This window comes from Acrocarpospora sp. B8E8, assembly GCF_039871605.1.
Classification (GTDB): domain Bacteria; phylum Actinomycetota; class Actinomycetes; order Streptosporangiales; family Streptosporangiaceae; genus Acrocarpospora; species Acrocarpospora macrocephala.
Genome location: NZ_JBDPLV010000054.1, coordinates 65,263 through 84,885 on the forward strand (window position 1 = coordinate 65,263; position 19,623 = coordinate 84,885).

13 protein-coding genes, 1 tRNA gene and 1 pseudogene are annotated in these 19,623 nt (G+C 67.7%); 6 read left to right on the forward strand and 9 right to left on the reverse strand.

The window, feature by feature from the left end; translation table 11 throughout:
• Window positions 1-128: 128 nt before the first annotated feature.
• Window positions 129-488 (reverse strand): annotated as a pseudogene (locus ABGB08_RS38325) (CHAP domain-containing protein); the annotation flags it as partial.
• Window positions 489-497: 9 nt separating this feature from the next.
• On the opposite strand from ABGB08_RS38325, the gene ABGB08_RS38330 reads away from it, so the two are divergent.
• The 4 genes from ABGB08_RS38330 (at window position 498) to ABGB08_RS38345 (ending at window position 5,620) form a co-directional block, all read left to right on the forward strand.
• Window positions 498-1,832 (forward strand): BTAD domain-containing putative transcriptional regulator, encoded by a 1,335-nt coding sequence (locus ABGB08_RS38330; protein WP_347601013.1) that lies wholly within the window; start codon window positions 498-500, stop codon window positions 1,830-1,832.
• On the forward strand, window positions 1,730-3,385 hold the full coding sequence (locus ABGB08_RS38335; protein WP_347601015.1) for a tetratricopeptide repeat protein: 1,656 nt from the start codon (window positions 1,730-1,732) through the stop codon (window positions 3,383-3,385). The genes ABGB08_RS38330 and ABGB08_RS38335 overlap by 103 nt, the downstream gene beginning before the upstream one ends.
• A 76-nt stretch (window positions 3,386-3,461) precedes the next feature.
• Window positions 3,462-4,124, forward strand: coding sequence for a M15 family metallopeptidase (locus ABGB08_RS38340; protein ID WP_347601017.1), 663 nt, complete (start codon window positions 3,462-3,464; stop codon window positions 4,122-4,124).
• Window positions 4,125-4,252: 128 nt separating this feature from the next.
• Window positions 4,253-5,620 (forward strand): DJ-1/PfpI family protein, encoded by a 1,368-nt coding sequence (locus ABGB08_RS38345; protein WP_347601019.1) that lies wholly within the window; start codon window positions 4,253-4,255, stop codon window positions 5,618-5,620.
• A 386-nt stretch (window positions 5,621-6,006) separates the two neighbouring features.
• Here the strand turns inward: ABGB08_RS38345 and rpmB are convergent, their stop codons facing one another.
• A complete protein-coding gene (gene rpmB / locus ABGB08_RS38350) occupies window positions 6,007-6,465 on the reverse strand; it encodes a 50S ribosomal protein L28 (protein ID WP_347601021.1) in 459 nt (152 codons plus the stop codon).
• A complete protein-coding gene (locus ABGB08_RS38355) occupies window positions 6,465-6,710 on the reverse strand; it encodes a type B 50S ribosomal protein L31 (RefSeq protein WP_347601023.1) in 246 nt (81 codons plus the stop codon). Before ABGB08_RS38355 ends, rpmB begins: the two co-directional genes overlap by 1 nt.
• Window positions 6,711-6,738: 28 nt before the next feature.
• Between ABGB08_RS38355 and ABGB08_RS38360 the strand changes: the two genes are divergently transcribed.
• Complete coding sequence (locus ABGB08_RS38360) at window positions 6,739-7,452, forward strand: hypothetical protein (protein ID WP_347601025.1); 714 nt, start codon at window positions 6,739-6,741, stop codon at window positions 7,450-7,452.
• A gap of 397 nt (window positions 7,453-7,849) precedes the next feature.
• On the opposite strand, the gene ABGB08_RS38365 is transcribed toward ABGB08_RS38360, so the two are convergent.
• From ABGB08_RS38365 to ABGB08_RS38390, 6 genes are all read right to left on the reverse strand, one after another.
• Window positions 7,850-9,304, reverse strand: a complete 1,455-nt coding sequence (locus ABGB08_RS38365; protein ID WP_347601027.1) for a non-reducing end alpha-L-arabinofuranosidase family hydrolase — start codon at window positions 9,302-9,304, stop codon at window positions 7,850-7,852.
• A 135-nt stretch (window positions 9,305-9,439) separates the two neighbouring features.
• The gene (locus tag ABGB08_RS38370) at window positions 9,440-11,125 is read right to left on the reverse strand and encodes a cellulose binding domain-containing protein (RefSeq protein ID WP_347601029.1); all 1,686 of its coding nucleotides are present in this window, start codon (window positions 11,123-11,125) and stop codon (window positions 9,440-9,442) included.
• A gap of 462 nt (window positions 11,126-11,587) precedes the next feature.
• On the reverse strand, window positions 11,588-13,021 hold the full coding sequence (locus ABGB08_RS38375) for an RICIN domain-containing protein (protein ID WP_347601031.1): 1,434 nt from the start codon (window positions 13,019-13,021) through the stop codon (window positions 11,588-11,590).
• Window positions 13,022-13,753: 732 nt separating this feature from the next.
• On the reverse strand, window positions 13,754-16,936 hold the full coding sequence (locus tag ABGB08_RS38380) for a glycoside hydrolase N-terminal domain-containing protein (RefSeq protein ID WP_347601033.1): 3,183 nt from the start codon (window positions 16,934-16,936) through the stop codon (window positions 13,754-13,756).
• Between the two features lie 524 nt (window positions 16,937-17,460).
• A tRNA-Lys gene (locus ABGB08_RS38385) sits at window positions 17,461-17,534 on the reverse strand.
• 70 nt (window positions 17,535-17,604) lie between these two features.
• Window positions 17,605-18,381: a hypothetical protein gene (locus ABGB08_RS38390; RefSeq protein ID WP_347601035.1), complete on the reverse strand. Its 777-nt coding sequence runs from the start codon at window positions 18,379-18,381 to the stop codon at window positions 17,605-17,607.
• A 415-nt stretch (window positions 18,382-18,796) separates the two neighbouring features.
• On the opposite strand from ABGB08_RS38390, the gene ABGB08_RS38395 reads away from it, so the two are divergent.
• Window positions 18,797-19,432, forward strand: coding sequence for a TetR/AcrR family transcriptional regulator (locus ABGB08_RS38395; RefSeq protein ID WP_347601037.1), 636 nt, complete (start codon window positions 18,797-18,799; stop codon window positions 19,430-19,432).
• Window positions 19,433-19,623: the final 191 nt, after the last annotated feature.

Sequence of the window (19,623 nt, forward strand, 5' to 3'; positions counted from 1 at the left end):
CGCAGGTGGAACGTGCCGTCGGCGGGGTTGTAGTAACCCGTCGAGTCCCGGCCCTCCGGGGGCGCCTCCGGAGTGGACGTGCCATTGACCGGGGCGCTGTAGCCGACGATGTCGACGTTCGACCGGGAGTACGACTTGGCCTGGATCTTGTCGCCGCTGTTGCCCTCGATCGTGTAGACCGTTGAGCCGTCGGCGCTCTTGACGATGCCGACGTGGTCGATGTCGCCGCTCTGGTCCCAGTCGAAGACGACCGCGTCGCCCGGCTGCGGGGTGTACCCGCTTCCCCTGGTGTGCCACGTTCCGTACGTGGTCCCGTAGTTCTTGAACGAGGCCGCCCATCCGTCGAGGACGCCGCCGCTGCCCTCGGGGATGTCGGCGTACTGAAGTTCCGGCTTCTCGGCCCGGTCGAGGCGTGGAACGGGGGACAGCAGGCGAAGCTCGGCGGAGCCAAGCCGCGCGCGCTGCTCGCCGCGCTGCTGCTCGATCACCGCCGGATCGTGCCGGTCGAACGGCTCATGGAGGCGATCTGGGGCGAGAGCCCGCCCACCACCGCGCGAGCCGTTCTGCAGACGTACGTCGCGTCGCTGCGCCGGTCGCTGGAGAGCGCCGGCATGACCGGCGTGATCGTCTCGCACCCCGTCGGCTATCTCGCCGAGGTGCCGGCGGACGAGCTCGACCTGCGGGTTTTCGAGCGACTCGTGGATGAGGGGCGGCAGGCCGTACGGGACGGCCGGCACGAGGAGGCGCGCGAGAGCCTCCGCGCCGCCCTGGCGCTCTGGCGGGGACCGGCGCTCGGCGGGATCACCGACTCCTTCCTGCGGTCCGAGGCCATGCGGCTGGACGAGCTCAGGGTCACCGTCATCGAGGAGCGGATCGCCGCCGAGCTGGCGCTGGGCCAGGGCGAGCGCCTCCTCGACGAGCTGGCCGAGCTGGTGGCCCTCCATCCCGCCCGCGAACGGCTGCGCCGCGACCTCATGGTGGCCCTCTACCGGGCGGACCGGCAGGCGGACGCCCTGGCCGTGTACCGCGAGGGCAGGCAGGTGCTGATCGACGAGCTCGGCATCGAGCCGGGGCCTGAGCTGCGGGAGGCACATGAGGCGATCCTGCGGTCGGACCCCGCCTTGCTGACCCCCGCCCGGCGCAGGAGACTGCGGCAGCTGCCCCCGCCGCCGGCCGACTTCATCGGCAGGGAGGAGGAGATCGCGACGCTGCGCGCGACGCTGACCCTGCCGGAGGCGATGCCGATCTGCGTGATCTCCGGTGCCGGCGGCATGGGCAAGTCGGCCCTCGCCCTCCGGGTGGCCCACGAGGTCGCCGAGCACTTCCCCGACGGCCAGCTGCACGTCGAGCTGCGCGGCACGAGCGACGCCCCGGCCGGTGCGGAAGAGGTCCTGGGCCGGCTGCTGCGGGAGCTCGAGCCCGACATGGCGCGGCCGCCCGCCACGCTGGAGGAGCGGGTCGGCCGCTACCGCTCGCTGCTGGCGAGCCGGCGCAAGCTGGTGGCCTTGGAGGACGCCGCGGCCGAGGCGCAGGTGCGGCCGCTGCGGCCCGGCGCGCCCGGCTGCGCGGTCCTCGTCACCTCACGCAACCGGCTCGTGGGCCTGGCCGGGGCCACGTTCGTCGAGCTGGGCGTGCTGCCCTCCGGCACGGCGATCGACCTGTTCGCGCGGATCGCGGGTGAGCACCGGGTGGCGGCAGAACACGACGCCGCGTCCGCCATCGTCAAGCTGTGCGGCCGGCTCCCGCTGGCCATCCGCATCGCCGGCGCCAGTGGCCGCTCGCGCGGCTGCTCGACCGGCTGGCCGACGAGCGGCGCAGGCTGGACGAGCTGACCGTCGGAGACCAGCAGGTGCGGGCCGGCATCAGCCTGAGCTACGCGCTGCTGCCGCCCCAGGCGCGGACGGCGCTGCGCCGCCTCGGCCTCATGGGCCTGCCGTCCTTCCCCGCCTGGGTGGCCGCCGCCGCCCTGGAAACGGACCTGGACGAGGCCGAACGCATCCTGGAGCACCTCGTGGACGTCTCTCTCGTCGACGTCGAGGGAGACGACCCGATCGGGCAGCTCCGCTACCGGCTCCACGACCTCATCCGGCTGTTCGCCAGGGAACGTGCCCTGGCGGAGGACGACGCGCCGGCGCGCGCCGCCGCCGTCAGCAGGGTCCTGGGCGGGTGGATCTGGCTGGTCGAGCGGATCAACGAATCGACGCCGCCGTACCTGATCTCGGTGTCGGCCTCCTACCGGCTGGCCCGCCCGGTGGACGACAGTGTGGCACGGTCGGTGGTGGCCGATCCGCATGCCTGGTTCCGCTGCGAGCAGGAGGCGCTGATCGCCGGCGTCGAGCTCGCCGCCGGGATGAACCTGGACGAACTCGCTGTCGAACTGACCGCCGCGCTGTCGTGCACCGCCTTCGGCGGCCACCAGTACGTCTTCGACGACCCCTTCGCGAGCTGGCACCGGACGCATGAGGCGGCGCTGTCGGCCGCCCGCCGCATGGACAACGCCCTCGGCGAGGCGACGCTGCTGGCCGGGCTCGGGCAACTGCACTACGAACGGGACTCGTTCGCCGAGTCGCGGGCCCACCTCAGCCAGGCGCTGTCGATGTTCCGCGCGGCCAAGGACACCCGCGGCGAGGCCGCCGCGCTGGCCTCACTCGGCGCCGCCTGCCGTGAGCAGGGGTACCTGCCGGAGGCGCTGCACTTCCTCGACCGGGCGCGGGAGCTGCTGGCCGACTTCGACGACGCCTCGGCGCTGGGGCACGTCAGGCGGCTGGCCGGCACCGTACGGCTGGAGACCGGGGACTATCCCGGCGCGTGGGCCGATCTGGAGGAGGCGCAGGCGCTGTTCACCGCCGCGGGTTCGCGCCGCGGCCAGGGCCTGACGCTGCGCAGCATGTCGCTCTACCACCGCGCCAGGGGCGAGGCGGCCCGGGCCGAGGAGGTCGCCAGGCGGGCGCTGGCCATCTTCCAGACGGCCGACGACCGGATGATGACGGCGTACTGCGAGCGCGCGCTGGCCAAGGCGCTGCTGCGGCAGGGCAGGTTCGACGAGGCCAGGAAGCCGCTGCAGGAGGCGCTGACGGTCCTGCGTACGCTGCAGGACTCCTTCGGCGAGGCCTGCACGCTGCGCACGCTCGGCGAGCTGCACCTGGCGGAGGGGCGGCTCTACCAGGCCAAGGACTGCCTGGAGGAGTCGCTGCGGAGCTGGGAACGCCTGCGCGCCGCGCTGTTCCGCGCCCGCACCCTCCGCGACCTGGCCCGGGTGCACGAGGCCCTCGGCGACGTCGCCACCGCCGAGCGGACCGCCGCGGAGGCGTTGGAGATCTTCCGCCTGCACGGCTCCAGGGAGTACGACGAGCTGTCGCCGCAGAGCGGATCGAATCCGCTGTAAAGCGGATTACAGCGGATTCGAAGCGCCCCGGTCCATGCTGCGTCGGACCCTTTCGTCTGTCCTCTTGGAGAGCCCCATGGCGCAGCACGTACTTCTGTCCGACCCGCGCATCGCCGCCATGCCGGTGAGGGAGTGCGACGAGCCCCTCATCGACCTCCGCGGCGAGAAGGTCATCCACGTGGACCCCCGGCTGGCCGACCCCGCGGGCGCCTACGCGCACGTCCGGCTCGGCGTCGCCGACCGCCTGACGGGCGCGCAGACCCAGCTCCCCCGGGGGCTCCGGCTGCTGCTCGTGGAGGGGTACCGCCCGTACGCGCTCCAGGAACGCTATTTCGCCGACTGGCAGGCCAGGATGCGGCGCATCCACCCCGACTGGACGCGGGAGCGGCTGCGCGCCGAGGCGGGCAAGTACGTCGCACCGCCCGAGGTGGCGCCGCACGTGGCCGGCGGAGCGGTCGACGTCACGCTCTGCACCGTGGACGGAACCGAGCTGCCGATGGGCGCGGAGGTCAACGCCACGCCTCCGGAGCACGGCGAAGAGTGCTACACGGACGCGCCGGGGATCTCGGCGGAGGCGCGGCGCAACCGGCAGATCCTGATCGTCGCCATGACGGCGACGGGGTTCGTGAACTATCCCACGGAGTGGTGGCACTGGTCGTACGGCGACCGGTACTGGGCGTTCGCCGTGGGAGCACCCCATGCCCGGTACGGCCCGGTCGCCATGCTCAACGGTCGCTAGCGCCCACATCGGACATGAACCCCACCCTTTCGGACAACCGTGCGGCGGCCGCTTGCCGGGGCCTGACCGAAGCGCTGAACTGGCGTCGGCCGGCCAGGGACATCACGTTCTTCGATAGGAGCCTGGCGATGACAGTTCATGAGGCGGGCACCGGCAAGATCCGCGTGTGGGTCAGGAGGGCGGCCGTGGTGCTGGTCGCGCTGCTGGTCCCGGCCGGGGTGTCGGCGGTCAACACCGTCGGCAGGTTCGGCGACCTGTACCGGGCGCGCGCGGACGTGGTCTCGGTTCAGCCCGCGGCGAAGGTCCACGATCCGGCCAAGCCCACGGTGGCTCTCCTGGTCGGCGGCAGCGGCACCAACGTGGCCGACCTGCTCGGCCCGTATGAGGTGCTGGCGGGCACCGGCAGGTTCAACACCTACGTCGTGTCGGCCGGCTCCCGGCTGGTGCCCCTGACCGGTGGCCTCGACATCGTGCCCGACCTCACCTTCGACGAACTGGGGCGGCTGCTGGGCGAGCGGCGGGACAAGCTCGACGCCGTGGTGATTCCAGCGCTGCAGCCACCCGCGCCCGCCGAGTTCGACTCCATCAACGCCTGGCTGCGGCGGCAGTCGGCCGCCGGCACGCTGACCGTCAGCGTCTGCGCCGGGGCGCGCACGCTCGCCGCGACCGGGCTGCTGGACGGCAGGCCCGCGACCTCGCACTGGACCCGGCTGGCCGGCCTGCGCGACGACTTCCGCGACGTCAACTGGATCAGTGGCGAGCGATATGTGGACGACGGCAATGTGATCACCACGGCGGGCGTGCTGTCCGGCACCGACGGCGCCCTCAGGATCGTGGAACGGCTGGTCGACATGGACACGGCCCGCGAGGCGGCCCAGGCCGTCCACTGGCGCCACTATTCGCCCGGCGTCTCCGCGCGGATCCCCGTGTCCGACTGGGCGGCATCAGACGTGGTCGTGGCCCTCAACTCCTCCTACCAGAGCAGGCCGTCGACCATCGGCGTACGGCTCACCGAAGGTATCGGCGAACTGGAGCTCGCCGCCACGTTCGTCTCCTACACCGAGGAGTCCATGGTCGGGCGGACCGTCGCGGTCGGCGACGGCCCGGTCCGCTCCCGGCATGGCCTGACGTTCGTGCCCCGCTCGACGGTCGCGTCGGCCGCCGCCGACCTCGATCGGCTGCTCGTGCCCGGCCTGGACGCCTTCAGGCTCCAGGTGCCGGGCGCCGCGGGCCTGCGGCCCGAATACCTCCACACCACCGAGGAGTTCGCCTTCGATCCGGTGCTGCGCGACATCGCCCGCACGTACGACGTGCAGACCGCCCGGTTCGCCGCCAAGACGCTGGAGTACCCGCTGCTGGACGTCGAGCTGACCGGCCGCGCGTGGCCCTGGACGGAGACCCTCATCCCCGCCGTACTCGCGCTGCTGGGCGCGGCGGCCGCCATCACCACCGGCATGGTGTTCCGCCGATTCCGAGCCGCCGGTCGGCGTCCATAGCCGTCCGCGCGCGTTGTCAGCCGAGGTCGGGGTGTGGGATGTAGCGGCTGGGGTGGGAGCTCTCGACAGCCGCTGGGGGTGCAGAGGTCGCAACCGGTGCCAGACGACGGTGACGACATCGCCGGTCCGGGCATCGCAAGGGAGTTGCGCGGTGGCCGGGTCGACCCGGGCGGCCAGCATCTCCACGTCGACCGCCGCGCCGGTCACCTCCGGCAACGCGAGGACACCGGCGGGGCTGGCCGGGGCAAGGTGTTCGAGTACGGCCAGGGCCAGTTCTACGTCCTCGTCGTCGATGCCGGACACGATGATCGCGGTGGCGTACTCGATCTGCCGGGCGAGTGCCTCGGCGACGGTGCGCGGCTCGACCGAGTCCCACAGTTCGGCGATCAGCAGCGGCGCGGTCGCGGCCCTGGAAAGCAGTTCGGGGATGAGGTCCTCGCGGACGGTGCAGGTGACGCATCCGTGCGCGAGCCGGATCTGTTCACGGTCCAGTACGCCGGTGGAGTCGCGGACGACGCGTTCCACCCGGCCCGTGGTGACGTCACGCAGGTCGTGATGGACGGCGACGGAACCGGGGTGCTCGGCGAGCAGGCGGCCGACAAGCGCCGACCGTGCCTCGGCGTGCAGTCCCGGATGCGGGCCACGGCCGCTTCGACGCCGATCTTGTCGACGGTTTTGATCGCGCGGGCGGTGAGTGTCAGCCGGACGAAGCGGCCTTCGCTTTCCAGCCAGTAGCGCCGGTGCTGGATGTTGGGATTCCACCGGCGGCGGGTGCGCCGATGGGAGTGGGAGACGTTGTTGCCGAACACCGGTTTGGTACCGGTGAGCTGGCAGTGCGCCGACATCACGGCCTCCCGTAGCGCTGCTTGAACCGCTCCACCCGGCCGGCGGTGTCCAGCACACGGGTCTTGCCGGTGTAGAAGGGGTGGCTGGCGGCGGAGACGTCCACGTCCACCAGCGGGTAGGTGTTGCCGTCCTCCCATTCGATCTGCTTGTCGCTGGTGATGGTCGAGCGGGTGAGGAAGGCGAAGTCCGCGCTCGGATCCCGAAAGACCACCGGTCGGTAGTCGGGGTGAATGTCCTTCTTCATGGGGTTAGCGGTCCTCTCGGAACAGCACGTGCCTGGCGGTGTACGCGGCCCCAACCCCGCCAGTCGCCGCACGCTGATCGTGCTCGCTCTGGTGCTCGCACCGCTCGCGCTGGCGACCGTGGTCGGCATGGTGCTGCTCTGGCATGGGCAGGCGGACCAGCTGGCCCCCGGCACCGCGAACCCCGAGCCCGCGCGAGTGGTCACCCATTCTGAGGCGACGGTGCTGACCACTAGGCCGTACGAGTGCCCGGCTATCAATCAGCGCCCCGGTCCCAACAACCCGCCCCGAACGGTGACCTGCGCCAGCGTGGATGTCCTGCTGGAGACCGGGCGGGATCAAGGCGAGCAGGTCAGCGTCGACGTGCCCGCCGAGAGCTACCGGGCCGGCATGCAGGCCGGCGACCGGATCAGACTGACCCGCGTCTTCAACCACTTGGCCGGTCCGCCGACTTACGGCTTCTACGACTACGCCCGCCAGCCACGCAGCATCGCCTCGAACATCGCGTCCTCGGGACGGAGCTGGACCACACCCGAGACGAGCTCCAGATGCGCGGCCCCAGCCAGGTCCGACCGTCGCATACCGCCCCTTCCGCCCCACCAAGCTCACCTATCAGAGGGTCGGATCCTGCATCTGATGGGAGCCAGCCGCAAGCAGTTCAGGTCAAATGGCATGAACGATGTCACCGCCGCCGCTATTCGGAGGCCGCGTTCAGCAGGCGACCTGCAGTTTTCGCCCATCTGATGCAATTCCCAAGGGTTGGCGTAGCATCCGGCCCGGTCCCGGCAGATGACCTGCACGCCGGGGTGATCGGCCAGCCAGGTGGCCAATGCCTGGCCGGAGCGGCTGTCCAGCAGATCGACCGGCCTGCCGGTGGCAATGTCGATCAGCACGCTGCCGACAGATAGTGGAGCTGGAGGGTGCGGGACGGTCGCTGGAGGAACTCGCCAAGGAGTTCGAGCCTTCCGCTCAGCCGAACCTCAACCAGGGCCCGACCCGGGCGGGCTCGGCCTTGCACCGAGCCCGCCGCTCCAGCGCCACGCGGTCCTGATCGTGTGCTGTGATAACGCTCACCCGATTCGGCATACGCCGCCTTTGCCGTGAACGTCAGGAACACCCGAGCTGGACCCGCGTCACGCCATCAGCGCTGCAGTGTCAGCAGGCCCGGCCGGTAGGGCAGGAGGCCGTAGTCGCCGCCGGAGCTGGGGCTACGTCCCTGGTAAAGCAACCGCAGATTGCAGGGATCAACGGTCATGGTCTGATCGGGGTTGCTGCGAACCAGCTCGCCGTGGCTGATGTCGTCGGTCCAGGTGGCGCCGCTGTTGACCTTGCCGGCGAAGGGATTGCTCGAGGTTGCGGCCTGCGGTGTCCACGAACCGCCCAGACTGGTGGCCGTGAACGAGCGGAAGTAGCGACCCTGCGAGCCGATCGCCTCCACGAGCATAAGGTATCGGTTCTGGCCCTGGATCTTGTAGACCTGAACGGCTTCGAACAGACTGTGCGCCGTGTCGCTCATGATCACCGTTGATGTCGTGCCGAAACTGCCCGGGAAATTCCCGATGGGCATGCTGGCCCGGTAGATCTTGCCGTTGTCCCCGGCGAAGAACAGGTACATGTTCGTGCTGTCACCGATGAGTGTCTGGTCGATGGGTCCTGTTGAGGAGCCGGTGATGCTTCCGGAGAAGAGTGCCTGCTGCGCTGACCAGCCATTGGGGTTGGTGGGGTCGCTGGAGGTCCGGTAGGAGAAAGCGGTCGCACCCCACTGGTAGGCGAGTACCCAGATGTTCCTCGGGGCGAAGTAGAAGAGCGTGGGCGCGACAGTGGAGACAGACATCGTGTTCTGGCTGGCCGAGGCCATGTCGGACCAGTTGGTGAAGAGGCCGAAGTTCATCGAACCCCACCGCGTTCCCGTGTCGTGCGTGGTCGCGTAGACGAGATGCCTGCCGTTGTAGGGGGCGATGGTGAAGTCCTTGAGCGAGACCCACCCCGACTTCGGGGTCGCCAGCGGGCCCGTCGAGGTCCAGCGGTACGTCGACGGAAGAGCGCACGTGCCGGTCGGCGTCGGCGTCGGGGTGGGAGTCAGTGTCGGGGTGGGGGTCGGCGTGGGGTTGGGCGTGGGGGTGCCGGGGTTGCCGCAGGTCACGCCATTCAGGGCGAATGACGTGGGCACCGGGTTGCTGCCGTTCCATGAGCCCGTGAACCCGAAGTTGGTGCTGCCGCCGGAGGGGATGGAGGCGTTGTAGGAGACGTTGGTGGCGGTCACCGCCGAGCCGGACTGGGTCTGGGTGGCGTTCCAGATCTGGGTGATCTGCTGTCCGGCGCCGAAGGACCAGGTCAGCCGCCAGCCGTTGACCGCGTCACCGAGGTTGTTGATGGTGACGCTGGCGTTGAAGCCACCCGACCAGCTCGAACTGATGGTGTAGTCGACCCGGCAGGCGACGGCGGCCTGGGCGGGCTGTGTGGTCAGCAGGCCGGCTCCGGCCAGCAGGACCGAGATGGCGCCGATCACGAGGCCGCGGCGCGAGGCCCGCCGGGGCGGCGCCGCGATCGTGACGGCGAAGGGGCGCGGTGACCGCGCTCGCCAGGGCAGACTCATCTGTATTCTCCTCATCATCATGCCCGGCCACCAGCCGGACCCAAGAACTGACACTTCGGGATGTGACCCCCCCTCGTCGGAGGGGCCCCACCTTCCCTTCGCCGGTCGGGCTTCGGGTTGCTTCACGTGTGCCGGTCAGACGACGGTGCAGGGGATGCCGTTGAGGGTGAAGGCGGTCGGTTCGGCGGTGTTGCCGGTGTGGGTGGCCTGGAAGCCGATGTCGATGGTGGCCCCGGGGGCGAGCGTGCTGTTGTGGCCGACGTTGCGGGCGCTTACTTGGCCGCTGGAGGGCGTGTAGGTGGCGTTCCAGCCTGAGGTGATGGACTGGCCGGAGGGCAGGGTGAAGACCAGCGTCCAGCCGTTGATCGTCGAGGTCCCGGTGTTGGTGATGCTGATGTTGGCGGTGAAGCCGTTGTTCCAGGAGTTCATCGTGTAGGCGACCCGGCACGGCCCGGTGCTGCCGCTGGGTGACGGGGTGGGCGTCGGCGTGGGCGTCGGGATGGGTGAAGGGCTGCTATTCACGCCGGTCACGATGGTCGTCATGCTTCGAGCGGGAAGGGTGACGGTGATGGAGCCGTTCGACATGCTGGTCGTTCCCTGGGGTGCGACGTTCCTGCTCGCGTCGGTCAGCCAGGACGAGACACTGGATGCGGTGCTGTTCGCCAGGGTGAACTGCTGGCTCACCGCGGAGGTCCCCTTGTTGATGGCGACGATGACGACCGTGTTGCTACCGCCTCGATACGCCGAGACGTAGACATTCGACGCCGGGTTCGCCGTCGCGTCGACCCGCACATATCCGGGGCGGACGAACCTCGCGAACTGCGCCATGACAGCGCCGCGCTTGCTGATCTGGCCGTCCTCCCGCATGGGGCCGTAGCTGCGCCGGATGTACCACCAGATGTACGCCTGGAACTCGGCGTCCACCATGGCGCGGTGGATGTGCTCCCCCACGTCGAGCGCCTGGGGCCAGAGGTCCGCCGAATCGCTGCTGTTGGGGTAGTAGACCTCGGTCATCCAGAGCTCTTTGCCCGCCCCCCTTTGCTTGAAGAGGGGATAGGGGAAGTTCGCGTACGACGTGCCGTAGAGGTGAGCCCCGATGATGTCCACGTTGGCGAGCGCCACGGAGTCGTTGAGGATCGGGTCGGAGATGTTCTTCAGGTACTGGAAGGATTCGGGCGCGATGACCCTGGTGCCGATCGAGCTGGCGTTCTCCCGCAGGAACCGGACCATTTCGGCGGGAGTCCACCATGTCCAGTCATGCGCGTAATCGGGCTCGTTCTGCACCGATATGCCGTACAGGTTCACCCCGTTGTTCCGCATGTGCGTGATGAAGTTGTTCAGGTGCTGGGCGTAGGCGCCGTACATGTCGTACCTGAGGCGTTTCGCGTTGGTCTGACTGCCACGGACGAAGGTCTCGACCATGCTGGCCGGGGGATTCCACGGCGACGCGATGACGGTCGCCCCGAGTTCGATCGCGCGCCTGGCCGTGGCCAGATCACGGCTCCAGTTCGCCTGGTTCTCGGGGACGGGGATCCTCAGCACGGAAAATCCCAGCCGACCCTCGCTGGTGCCGAAGGCCGTGTCCCGCTGAGCGGCTGTCAGGTCGCCGATCCAGGCCGTGTGGGTCATGCCGCCGAAGCCTCGGATCGTCTGCCGCTGCACCGACGGATTGATGACCGCCGTCGCGGCCGCAGCTTCCGACGCCCCGATGACCGAGGCGGTGGCCGTCAGGACCGGCAGGGCCCCCATCGTCACCAGGACGTTTCTCCGGCTCAGCAGTCGTCGCTCGCTGCTGTCGAGCTTATTCTGATCTTGCGTCATGTTGCTCCTCTGTTCTTCGTGCTGATCCGCGCCTTCTCCGTCCCGTTGGCCCGGTCTGCGCTGAAGTGGTGATCCGCGAAGTGGCTGGCCGCGGATGAGGCTGCGGAGGCGAACGCATGATGTCTCGAACATGTACGGAGCCGCGCCCCGGTCCGGCTCCCGCACGCGGGTCATGGGTGGGTGAGGTTGAAGCGGCGGATGGTGGCGGCCTCAGGGCTCTTTGGCGGCCGGTGACACGCCCGTTAACAGCACCCACACTTACCGCAGGCGACGCAATCGCGTGTACCTGGTGGCGCGAGTCTTACCGACACCCCAAGTTGAGCCGCGACCAGCCCTCAGCCGGTCACGGCTTTACTCCTTGGGAGGTTGGCTGCTTTAGGTGTGCTTCATGAAGTCCCCTTCGACGGTCTCATCGAACAGATGATCGCGATGGGTGGCCGGCGAGTGCGAGCCCAGGACTGATCAGAGGCCGATGTTGGCCTGCGGTCCGGAGCCGTTGCGTACCAGGTTCGGCACGTTGTTCGCCGAGTCGAGCGTGTACGAATAGAACGAGCTCGGCGTGAACGCCGAACCGCCGGTCTCGCGCTGACCGGTGCAGCTGACGCAGACGCTGCCGCTCTGGCGGAGCTGGGCGGCGTCGTCGCGGTAGTAAGGGTCCTTCACGCTCTCGAAATAGCTGTTCTCGATGACCATCTTGGTGGCGCCCCGGGCGTAGTTGCCGTACCCGGTGATGTTCTGCAGGTAGTTGTTGTACAGGTGCGCGTAGGCCACGTTGTCAGTCGACGGGTTGCGGGAGGCGTTGTTGCGCAGCCAGTTGTGGTGGATGGTCATGCGCGCGGTGACATTGGGGGTCCAGCCGATGCCGAAGGCTTTGCGGCCCTCGGCGATGATGTTCCAGGACACGGTCAGGTTGGTGGTGTCCTCGCGGCTGTCGATCAGGCCGTCGTTCATGCGCGTGATGTGGTTGTGGTCGATCCAGATGTTGTGGGCGCCGTCCATCTGGATGCCGTCGTAGTCGTAGGTGTCGTCGCCCGGGTCGTCCTCGGGCATCAGGGTGTCCCGGATCGTCAGGTTCCTGATGATGACGTTGGAGACGCCGTCCAGGAAGAAGCCGCCGCCGACGATGGCGCCGTTCCTGCCGACGCCGACGATGGTCTTGTTGGAGGTGACCCGGATCTCGTTGCCCTTGGGTGAGGCGTTGAGGGTGGCATTGACCCGGATGACGTACGGCTGGCTCGCGGTGGCATAGCGCAGCAGGTCGGCGTACGTGGTGACGGTCACGGTCTGGCCACCTGCTCCACCCGTCGTGCCCGCAGCCCCGGCGAACCCGTCGGCGGTGCCCGGCCAGCCGGTGCCCGGCGTGGGCGTGGTGGTCGGGGTTCCGGAGGCGGGGTTGAATCGCCATTGCATGCGGGCGATGTCGGAGCAGGTCTCCTGGACGATCGGGTTGTTGCCTGCGGTGGAACCGCCCTGGTTGCTGACGCACAGGCCGTTGAGGTTGCTGCGGACCAGGTAGCGATCGGATGTGCTGGAGGGCGTAAGCGTCCAGGTCTGGTTGCTGCTGGCCCCGCAGGTCCACTGCCACAGCTGGACGCCCGAGGCTGTGGAGTAGTTCGGTACGTCAACGCACTTGCCGCTGTTGAGGTTGACCAGCCCGAAGGCACCGTTCTGTGAGACGGCGCGGAACTGCTGCTCGTCGGCTGCGGCGTTGCACGTCACCTGCGTCAGAACCGCCGCGTTGCCGGTTCCCGCACCACTGACGGTCACGCACTTGCCGCTGGACGCGCTGGCCAGCGTGTAGACGCCATTGGCCACCGGCGTCGCCGCCTGGGACGGCCAGGCCGTCAAGCCGACCAGAAGCGCCGCCGCAGTTGCCACGAGGAGGGCATGTTTCACGATCCTCCTCTGAACGTGAGATGAGGCGCTTGGGAGCGGACCGTCCTTCGACGGTGAATGTTCAGGCATGACCCTGCCTCCTTGTCCGGAAATTAACTGGGAGCGGCCGAACGGTCGGCCAGAGTTGTGCCTTCGAGGCCCCGGGGTGGCTTCTCGCCCGGTGTGCCCACCGTCGCGGGACCTTGTGGCACTTCGCGTTTCCGGTCGGAGCGAAGCACGCAGCCGAAGATCCGGTCAACGGACCGCGTCAAAGGTGGCGTCGTCCAGGCAAGCCCATCGGCTCTTGGACCTGGGATGTTTCGAGTTTGTCGACAGTTGGCATCGATGAAAGATTCACAAATCGAGGTAGCGAACAGAGTCAATACATCCGATGTATCCCCTGCTTCTACGAGATGTTATTTGAAATGTGACCCCAACACATCGATGGGCTGTTGTCGAAAACTTCGAAAGCTCTAGATTTTTGACCAGCTAATACTTGAATATACAATGATTCGACTACAATAAGTAGCGTCCGGCGGGCGCACATCGGCCCCGATCAACGAATACGAGACGTCCGATACCGAGTTCTTGTTCTATCTGGGCTTTGGTGCTATCTCCTTGGGTTGCCCCTCATAGTGATCGGAGGAATCCGTGATCGACTTCTTACGCCCATGGTCAGCGATCGCTGTACTGGCGGGCTTGGCGACGTCCATCCCCGGGCGGTCACCCGCCCGGGGATGGACTGACGTCATCTCACGTCGTGACGGTGAAGGTGTCGATGTCGAATAGGTAGTTGGTGCCACTGCCGACGAGGGTCAGATACAGAGGCCCGGAGGCCGACCCGGTCAACGTCGTAGACACCGTCGCGTAGGTGTCCCAGCCACCTGTCGGTGACACGGTGACCGAACCCAGTAACGTTCCTGTCGGCGATCCCGACCTGACCTGGATCGTGCCGCCGGATCCCGCGGACGACACCCGGGCGCTGAAGGTCCGCAGCCCCGCGGTGTCCACCGCCGAGTACGCCGCCCAGTCACCGTTGTTGATGAACCCCACCGAGTTACCACCACTGGCACCTGGGTGACCGGCGACCTGCACACCCGACTGCGAGGTGAACGCCTCACCCTCGACGGTCTGGCTGCCGGTGCTGACAGTAAAGGTGTCGATGTCGAACAGGTAGCCGCCGCTACCCACGAAGACCAGATACAACGGCCCCGACGTCGACCCGCTCAAGGTTGTCGACACCGTCGCGTAGGTATCCCAGCCACCTGTGGGCGACACCGCGACCGACCCCAGCAATGTCCCAGTGGCCGACCCCGACCGAATCTGGATCGTCCCACCGGACCCGGCGGAGGAAACCCGGGCAGCGAAGGTCCGCAGTCCAGCGGTGTTCACTCCGGAGTACGCCGCCCAATCACCGTTCTCGATGTAGCCCACCGAAGCTCCGCCGCTGGCGCCTGGATGGTCGGCCCGCTGCACACCGGACTGCGAGGTGAATGCCTCACCCTCGACCGTCTGGCCGCCGGTGCCGCCGCCGGTCGGGAAGGTGATCGTGTACGTCTTCCCTGCGGTGGCGTTCCAGCTCAGCGTGTCGCCGGTACGGGTGGCGGTGACGGTGGCGCCGGTCTCGTCCTTGACCTGGTAGGTGCCGGTGGCGGCGGCGGTCCTGACCTTGATCGGGGCGGTCTTGCCGGTGCGCAGGGTGATCGTCTCGGCCGCGCCGATCTTCCAGGTGGTGTCCACGGTGACGTCGCCGCGGGCGCGCAGGCCGGTCACCGAGCCGGTCGGCCACGCGGCCGGCAGGGCGGGCAGCACGTGCACGGTGTCGTGCTGGCTCTGCACGAGCATCTCGGCGACACCGGAGGTCGCGCCGAAGTTGCCGTCGATCTGGAACGGCGGGTGGGTGTCCCACAGGTTGTCCAGCGTGGAGGTCTTGAGCTGCTCGCTCAGCAGCTTGTGGGCGCGGGTGCCGTCGAGCAGCCGGGCCCAGAAGTTGATCTTCCAGGCCTTCGACCAGCCGGTGCCGCCGTCGCCGCGCGCGTTCAGGGAGACGCGGGCCGCCGCCGCCTCGGCGGTGCCGGGGAGGATCTGGTTGCCCGGGTGCAGGGCGAACAGGTGGGAGACGTGCCGGTGGGTGTCGGTCTGGGAGTCCCAGTCGGTCTTCCACTCCTGGAGCTGGCCCCAGCGGCCGATGCGCAGGCCCGGGTCGAGCCTGGTCAGCGCCGCGCTCACCTCGTTCTGGAAGGCGGTGTCCACGTTGAGCGTGCGGGCGGCGGCCAGCGCGTTGGTGAACACCTCACGGACGATCTGCTGTGACATGGAGGCCCCGGCGGAGAAGTCGCCGTTCTCCGGAGAGTAGCTGGGGGAGACCACGAGCCGGTTGTCGCGCGGGTCGGTGTGCAGGAAGTCGAGCCAGAACTCGGCCGCGCCCTTGATCGCCGGGTAGGCGGTGTTGCGCAGGTAGTTCACATCCCCGTTGAAGCGGTAGCTGTCGTACATGTGCTGGGTCGTCCAGGCGGCGGCCTCGGGGAACCAGAACGAGGTCGCCCAGTTGTGCACGCCGGTGAAACCGTAGGGGTTGGTCTCGTTGTTGACCACCCAGCCGCGGGCTCCGTACATGTTGGTGGCGGTCACTCGTCCGGGGGACACCATCGAGCTGATGTAGCGGTCGTAGGGGCGGGTCGTTTCGCGCAGGTTGGTTTGCTCGGCCGGCCAGTAGTTCATCTGGAGGTTGATGTTGACGTGGTAGTCGGCGTCCCAGGGTGGGTTGGTGACGTTGTTCCACACGCCCTGCAGGTTGGCCGGGAGGATGTCGTTCTCCCGTGACGAGGAGATCAGCAGGTAGCGGCCGTAGGCGAAGAACATCGCCTCCAGCGCGCGGTCCTGCGTCGAGGAACCGCCGGTGTAGTTGCCGCGCAGCGTGTTCGTCGGGACCGTCGGGTTGGTCTGGCCGATGTTCAGCTTCACCCGGTCGAACAGGTTCTTGTAGTCGGCGAGGTGCGCGGCCTTCAGTTCGTCGTAGCTCTTGGCCGCCGCCGTGGTCACCCGCGAGGTGACCCCGGCCTGCGGGTCGGTGCCCCGGTAGGTCGGGTAGCCGTCGGAGTAGTTGGTGCCCGCCGAGAGCACCAGCATGACGCTGTTGGCCCCGGAGACGGTGACACGGTCTCCGGAGTCGGTCCTGGTGCCGCCCTGGTTGACCACCTGCACCTGGGCCTCGAAGCGCAGGCCGTTGTTGGCGAGCTGGCCGCGGATGGTGAGCCGGCCGTTCGAGGCGGTCACGGTCTTGTCGCTACGCGGTGAGGTGTGCCGAAGCGTGAAGGAGACCCGGCCGGTCTGGTTGGCCGAGATCCGGGCCACGATCACGTTGCCGGGGTTGCTGGCGAAGTACTCGCGGGTGTACTCGACCCCGCCCGCCGTGTAGCCGACCCTGGCCACGGCCTCGCGCAGGCTCAGCTCGCGGCGGTAGTCCGTGGTGCTGGACGGCGGGTTGGCGAAGTCGAGGAACAGGTCGCCGAAGGTCTGGTGCGAACCGAAGTTGGTCTTGCCCTGACCGAGCGCGTTGGCGACCGTCTGCGGCGTGATCCTGCCGCTCTGGTCGATCTGCGCCTGTATGTTGTCGATGGCCCCGGGACGGGGGGAGGTCCAGTTGCCGTGGTTGTAGCCACCGGAGGCGCCGGGGCCGCCGGTCCACAGGGTCTTCTCGTTGAACTGGATCTGCTCGGAGGCCACCCCGCCGAACAACTTGGCGCCCAGGGGACCGTTGCCGATCGGCAGCGCCTGGGTCTCCCAGTTAGTGGCGGGGCTGTTGTACCACAGCGTGAGATCGTCGGTCGCGGGCAGCGCCAAGGCCTGCGCTGAGGTGGGCACATTCATACCGGCGAGCATCGCGGCCATACCTAACAGTGCGATGCCCAGTCTGGAGCGCGGGAACTTGATCACACAAATTCCTCCGATCAGCGAGGGTAGTAGACAAGGAAATAGCACCGAAACCAGGTCGAAACAAGACGTCACATCCGATGTTTCTCGACTGGGTGTCGGATCGACCCGTCGGCCTAGATGTCTCAAGATGAGATGGTCGCAGCTAGAACGCACATCGGCATGTCTACGTCGCATCATCCCTATGCATAGCGACAAGGGACTCGAACGATAGATCGGATGTTATCGGCTAGGCATCCAACGAAAGTTTCATGGACGAAGACCGAGGGCTTTGCCTCCGTCGTGTACTCGCTCACGCGAAGGAGGGGGCCGCCCGGCCAGCCGACTGCCCTGATTGCGCTAACATCCCTGCCTGCACCACACTGGTGACGATCAACGATCTCCATGAATACGACACCGATACGCTCGAGCACACACGGAGCACACCGAAGATCGAAAACGCTCGCAGGAACCCGATTCGACTCGCAAAGTCGATCAAGAAGCAAAGAAACCCCAGCTCACAACATGTGAGCCAGGGTTCTTCTGGGTGCGCCGCCAGGGACTCGAACCCCGGACCCGCTGATTAAGAGTCAGCTGCTCTAACCAACTGAGCTAGCGGCGCTTGCGTCCGTAACGATAGCAGTCCCAGGTGGGTGGTCGCACATCGAAAGGGACGCCGGGTGGGGTGGGGGTCAGGACTTCCAGGCGCCGGTGGAGAAGGGGACGGGGGCGCCCTTCTTGCCGACGCCGGGGCCCCACTTGGTGATCTTGTACGTGATGTCGATGTGGCCGAAGCCGCCGTTGTTCTTCACGGTCAGGGTGGCCGGGTCGAAGATGCCCTGGGTCAGGTCGGCGAAGGTCTTGGCGTCCAGGTCGAGCATGACGCCGCGCTCGGAGGGTTTGCCGGGGCCGCGGTCGCCGATGAAGAATTTTACGGTTTTGCCGTTGTAGGTGACGTAGCCCTCGGTGCCGAGGGGCCAGCTGGGGCTGGCGGCGAGGCCGCGCTGCATGGGCTTGCCGATGGCGGGCATGCCGGTGTCCCCGGCGCGGCCGGAGGAGTCGTCCCAGAAGTAGGACGCGGTGGTCTTGCCCATGTGCAGGGCCTTGGCGGCCTTCGCGGTGGTCTCGAAGTTCTGGGCCATGTCGGTGGATTTGAAGGCCGTGACGGGGGCGGCGTTGGCGGTCGACATGGCGGAGGCGGTGCCGACGGCGGAGACGGTGAGCACGGCGATGGTGGCGATGGCCACGGTGGCGCGGGTGTCCCGAAGCTGCGCGAGGTTTTCCAGCACGCCGGAGATGTTGAGCGGGTCGGCGGTCTTGAGCCGGTCGGCGAGCTCGCGCGGATCGGCGTTCTTGACCTTGGCCATGAGCTCACGCAGATCGGCGTTCTTGACGGTGGCGGCGAACTCGCGCAGGGCAGAGTGCTGGAACAGATCGGAGATGCGGGTCATGAAGAAGGGGTCTTTCATGAGACGACAGGGGCGGCCGCGTGCGTCCCGTTCGATCGGACCTGCGAGGGGCAAGAGCAGGCTGGGGCACGGGCGTGCCTACCGGAGGTTCCCGGCTCCGGCAGGGCCTGGACGGCTCCGCCGGACTCGGCGCCAAGCGGCTCCCGTAGGAAGGTCACCACTCAGTAACGAACTGGACTCTACCCACCAAGTCATGACAGAGCAAATGAAACACCCCAAAACGCCCTTAAGATCTCCCTTCGCATCCCAAGACCGACGCCGAACCCCTAAATCACCGGAAGAACGTCAACCACCAGCCCGGGAGGGTAAAGGCACCGCCAGGTGTTCCGACTCCATAACTGGCTCCGGGCGTTGATGGTCCGATGGGAGCTGTTTTGCCGTGGCGTGACCCGGTGGGTGGTGGACTGGATTTAACATGATCGACCGGGAGCCGCAGATGGAGACCCTCCTGCAGGGCGCGACGAGACTGTTCGCCGCGCTCGGGTACGATTCGACTACCCTCAGGCAGATCTCCGACGCCCTCGGGATCGACCCGGTCAAGGTCGGTTTCACTGGGAGCAAGCGCGACCTCTATCTCGCGGTCATCGAACGTGCGTACCGGATCGAGACCGAGGCCATGGGGCCCGCCATCACCGGTGTCGTGGTCGCCGACGCGGCCCAGGCGGCGGCCGCGATCCACACCATCGTGGACAGGTATCTGGACTTCTGCGTCGAGCACCCCGAATTCCCGGCGCTGTGGATCCACCGCTGGCTCTACGACGCGGCCGACCTCACCGGTCTGGAGCGCCAGTTCTCCCAGCCTCTGATCACCATGGCCACCCGGGTCCTCGAACAGGCGGTGGCCGACGGGTTCGTCGACTCCGGCGTCGACATGGAGTACTGCGTGTGGACGCTCGTGTGGTGCGTGCACGGGTTCGTGCAGGGTGGCGTCCTGGATCTCGAGGGGGAGCGGGTCGGGCCCGACTCGGCGGAGGAGCTGGCCCGGTTCCGCGGGCACCTGCATCAGCTGACTCAGCGCGTACTCTCCCTGCCTGAGGATGCCACTCCATGAAATGACATTGCGTCGTGGGCTGATGGCGCTCTGTTTCAGTTGTGTGACATTCCGGTACAGCCGCGCTACAGAGCTTGAAGTGCTAGCAATTGGCGATGGTACAAACACGTAACGCTACAGGTGAGTTACATCGTCGTATTTCAGCAGTACAACACTTCTGTGCGGTACCCCGACGGTGGCGGCCTGTCCGC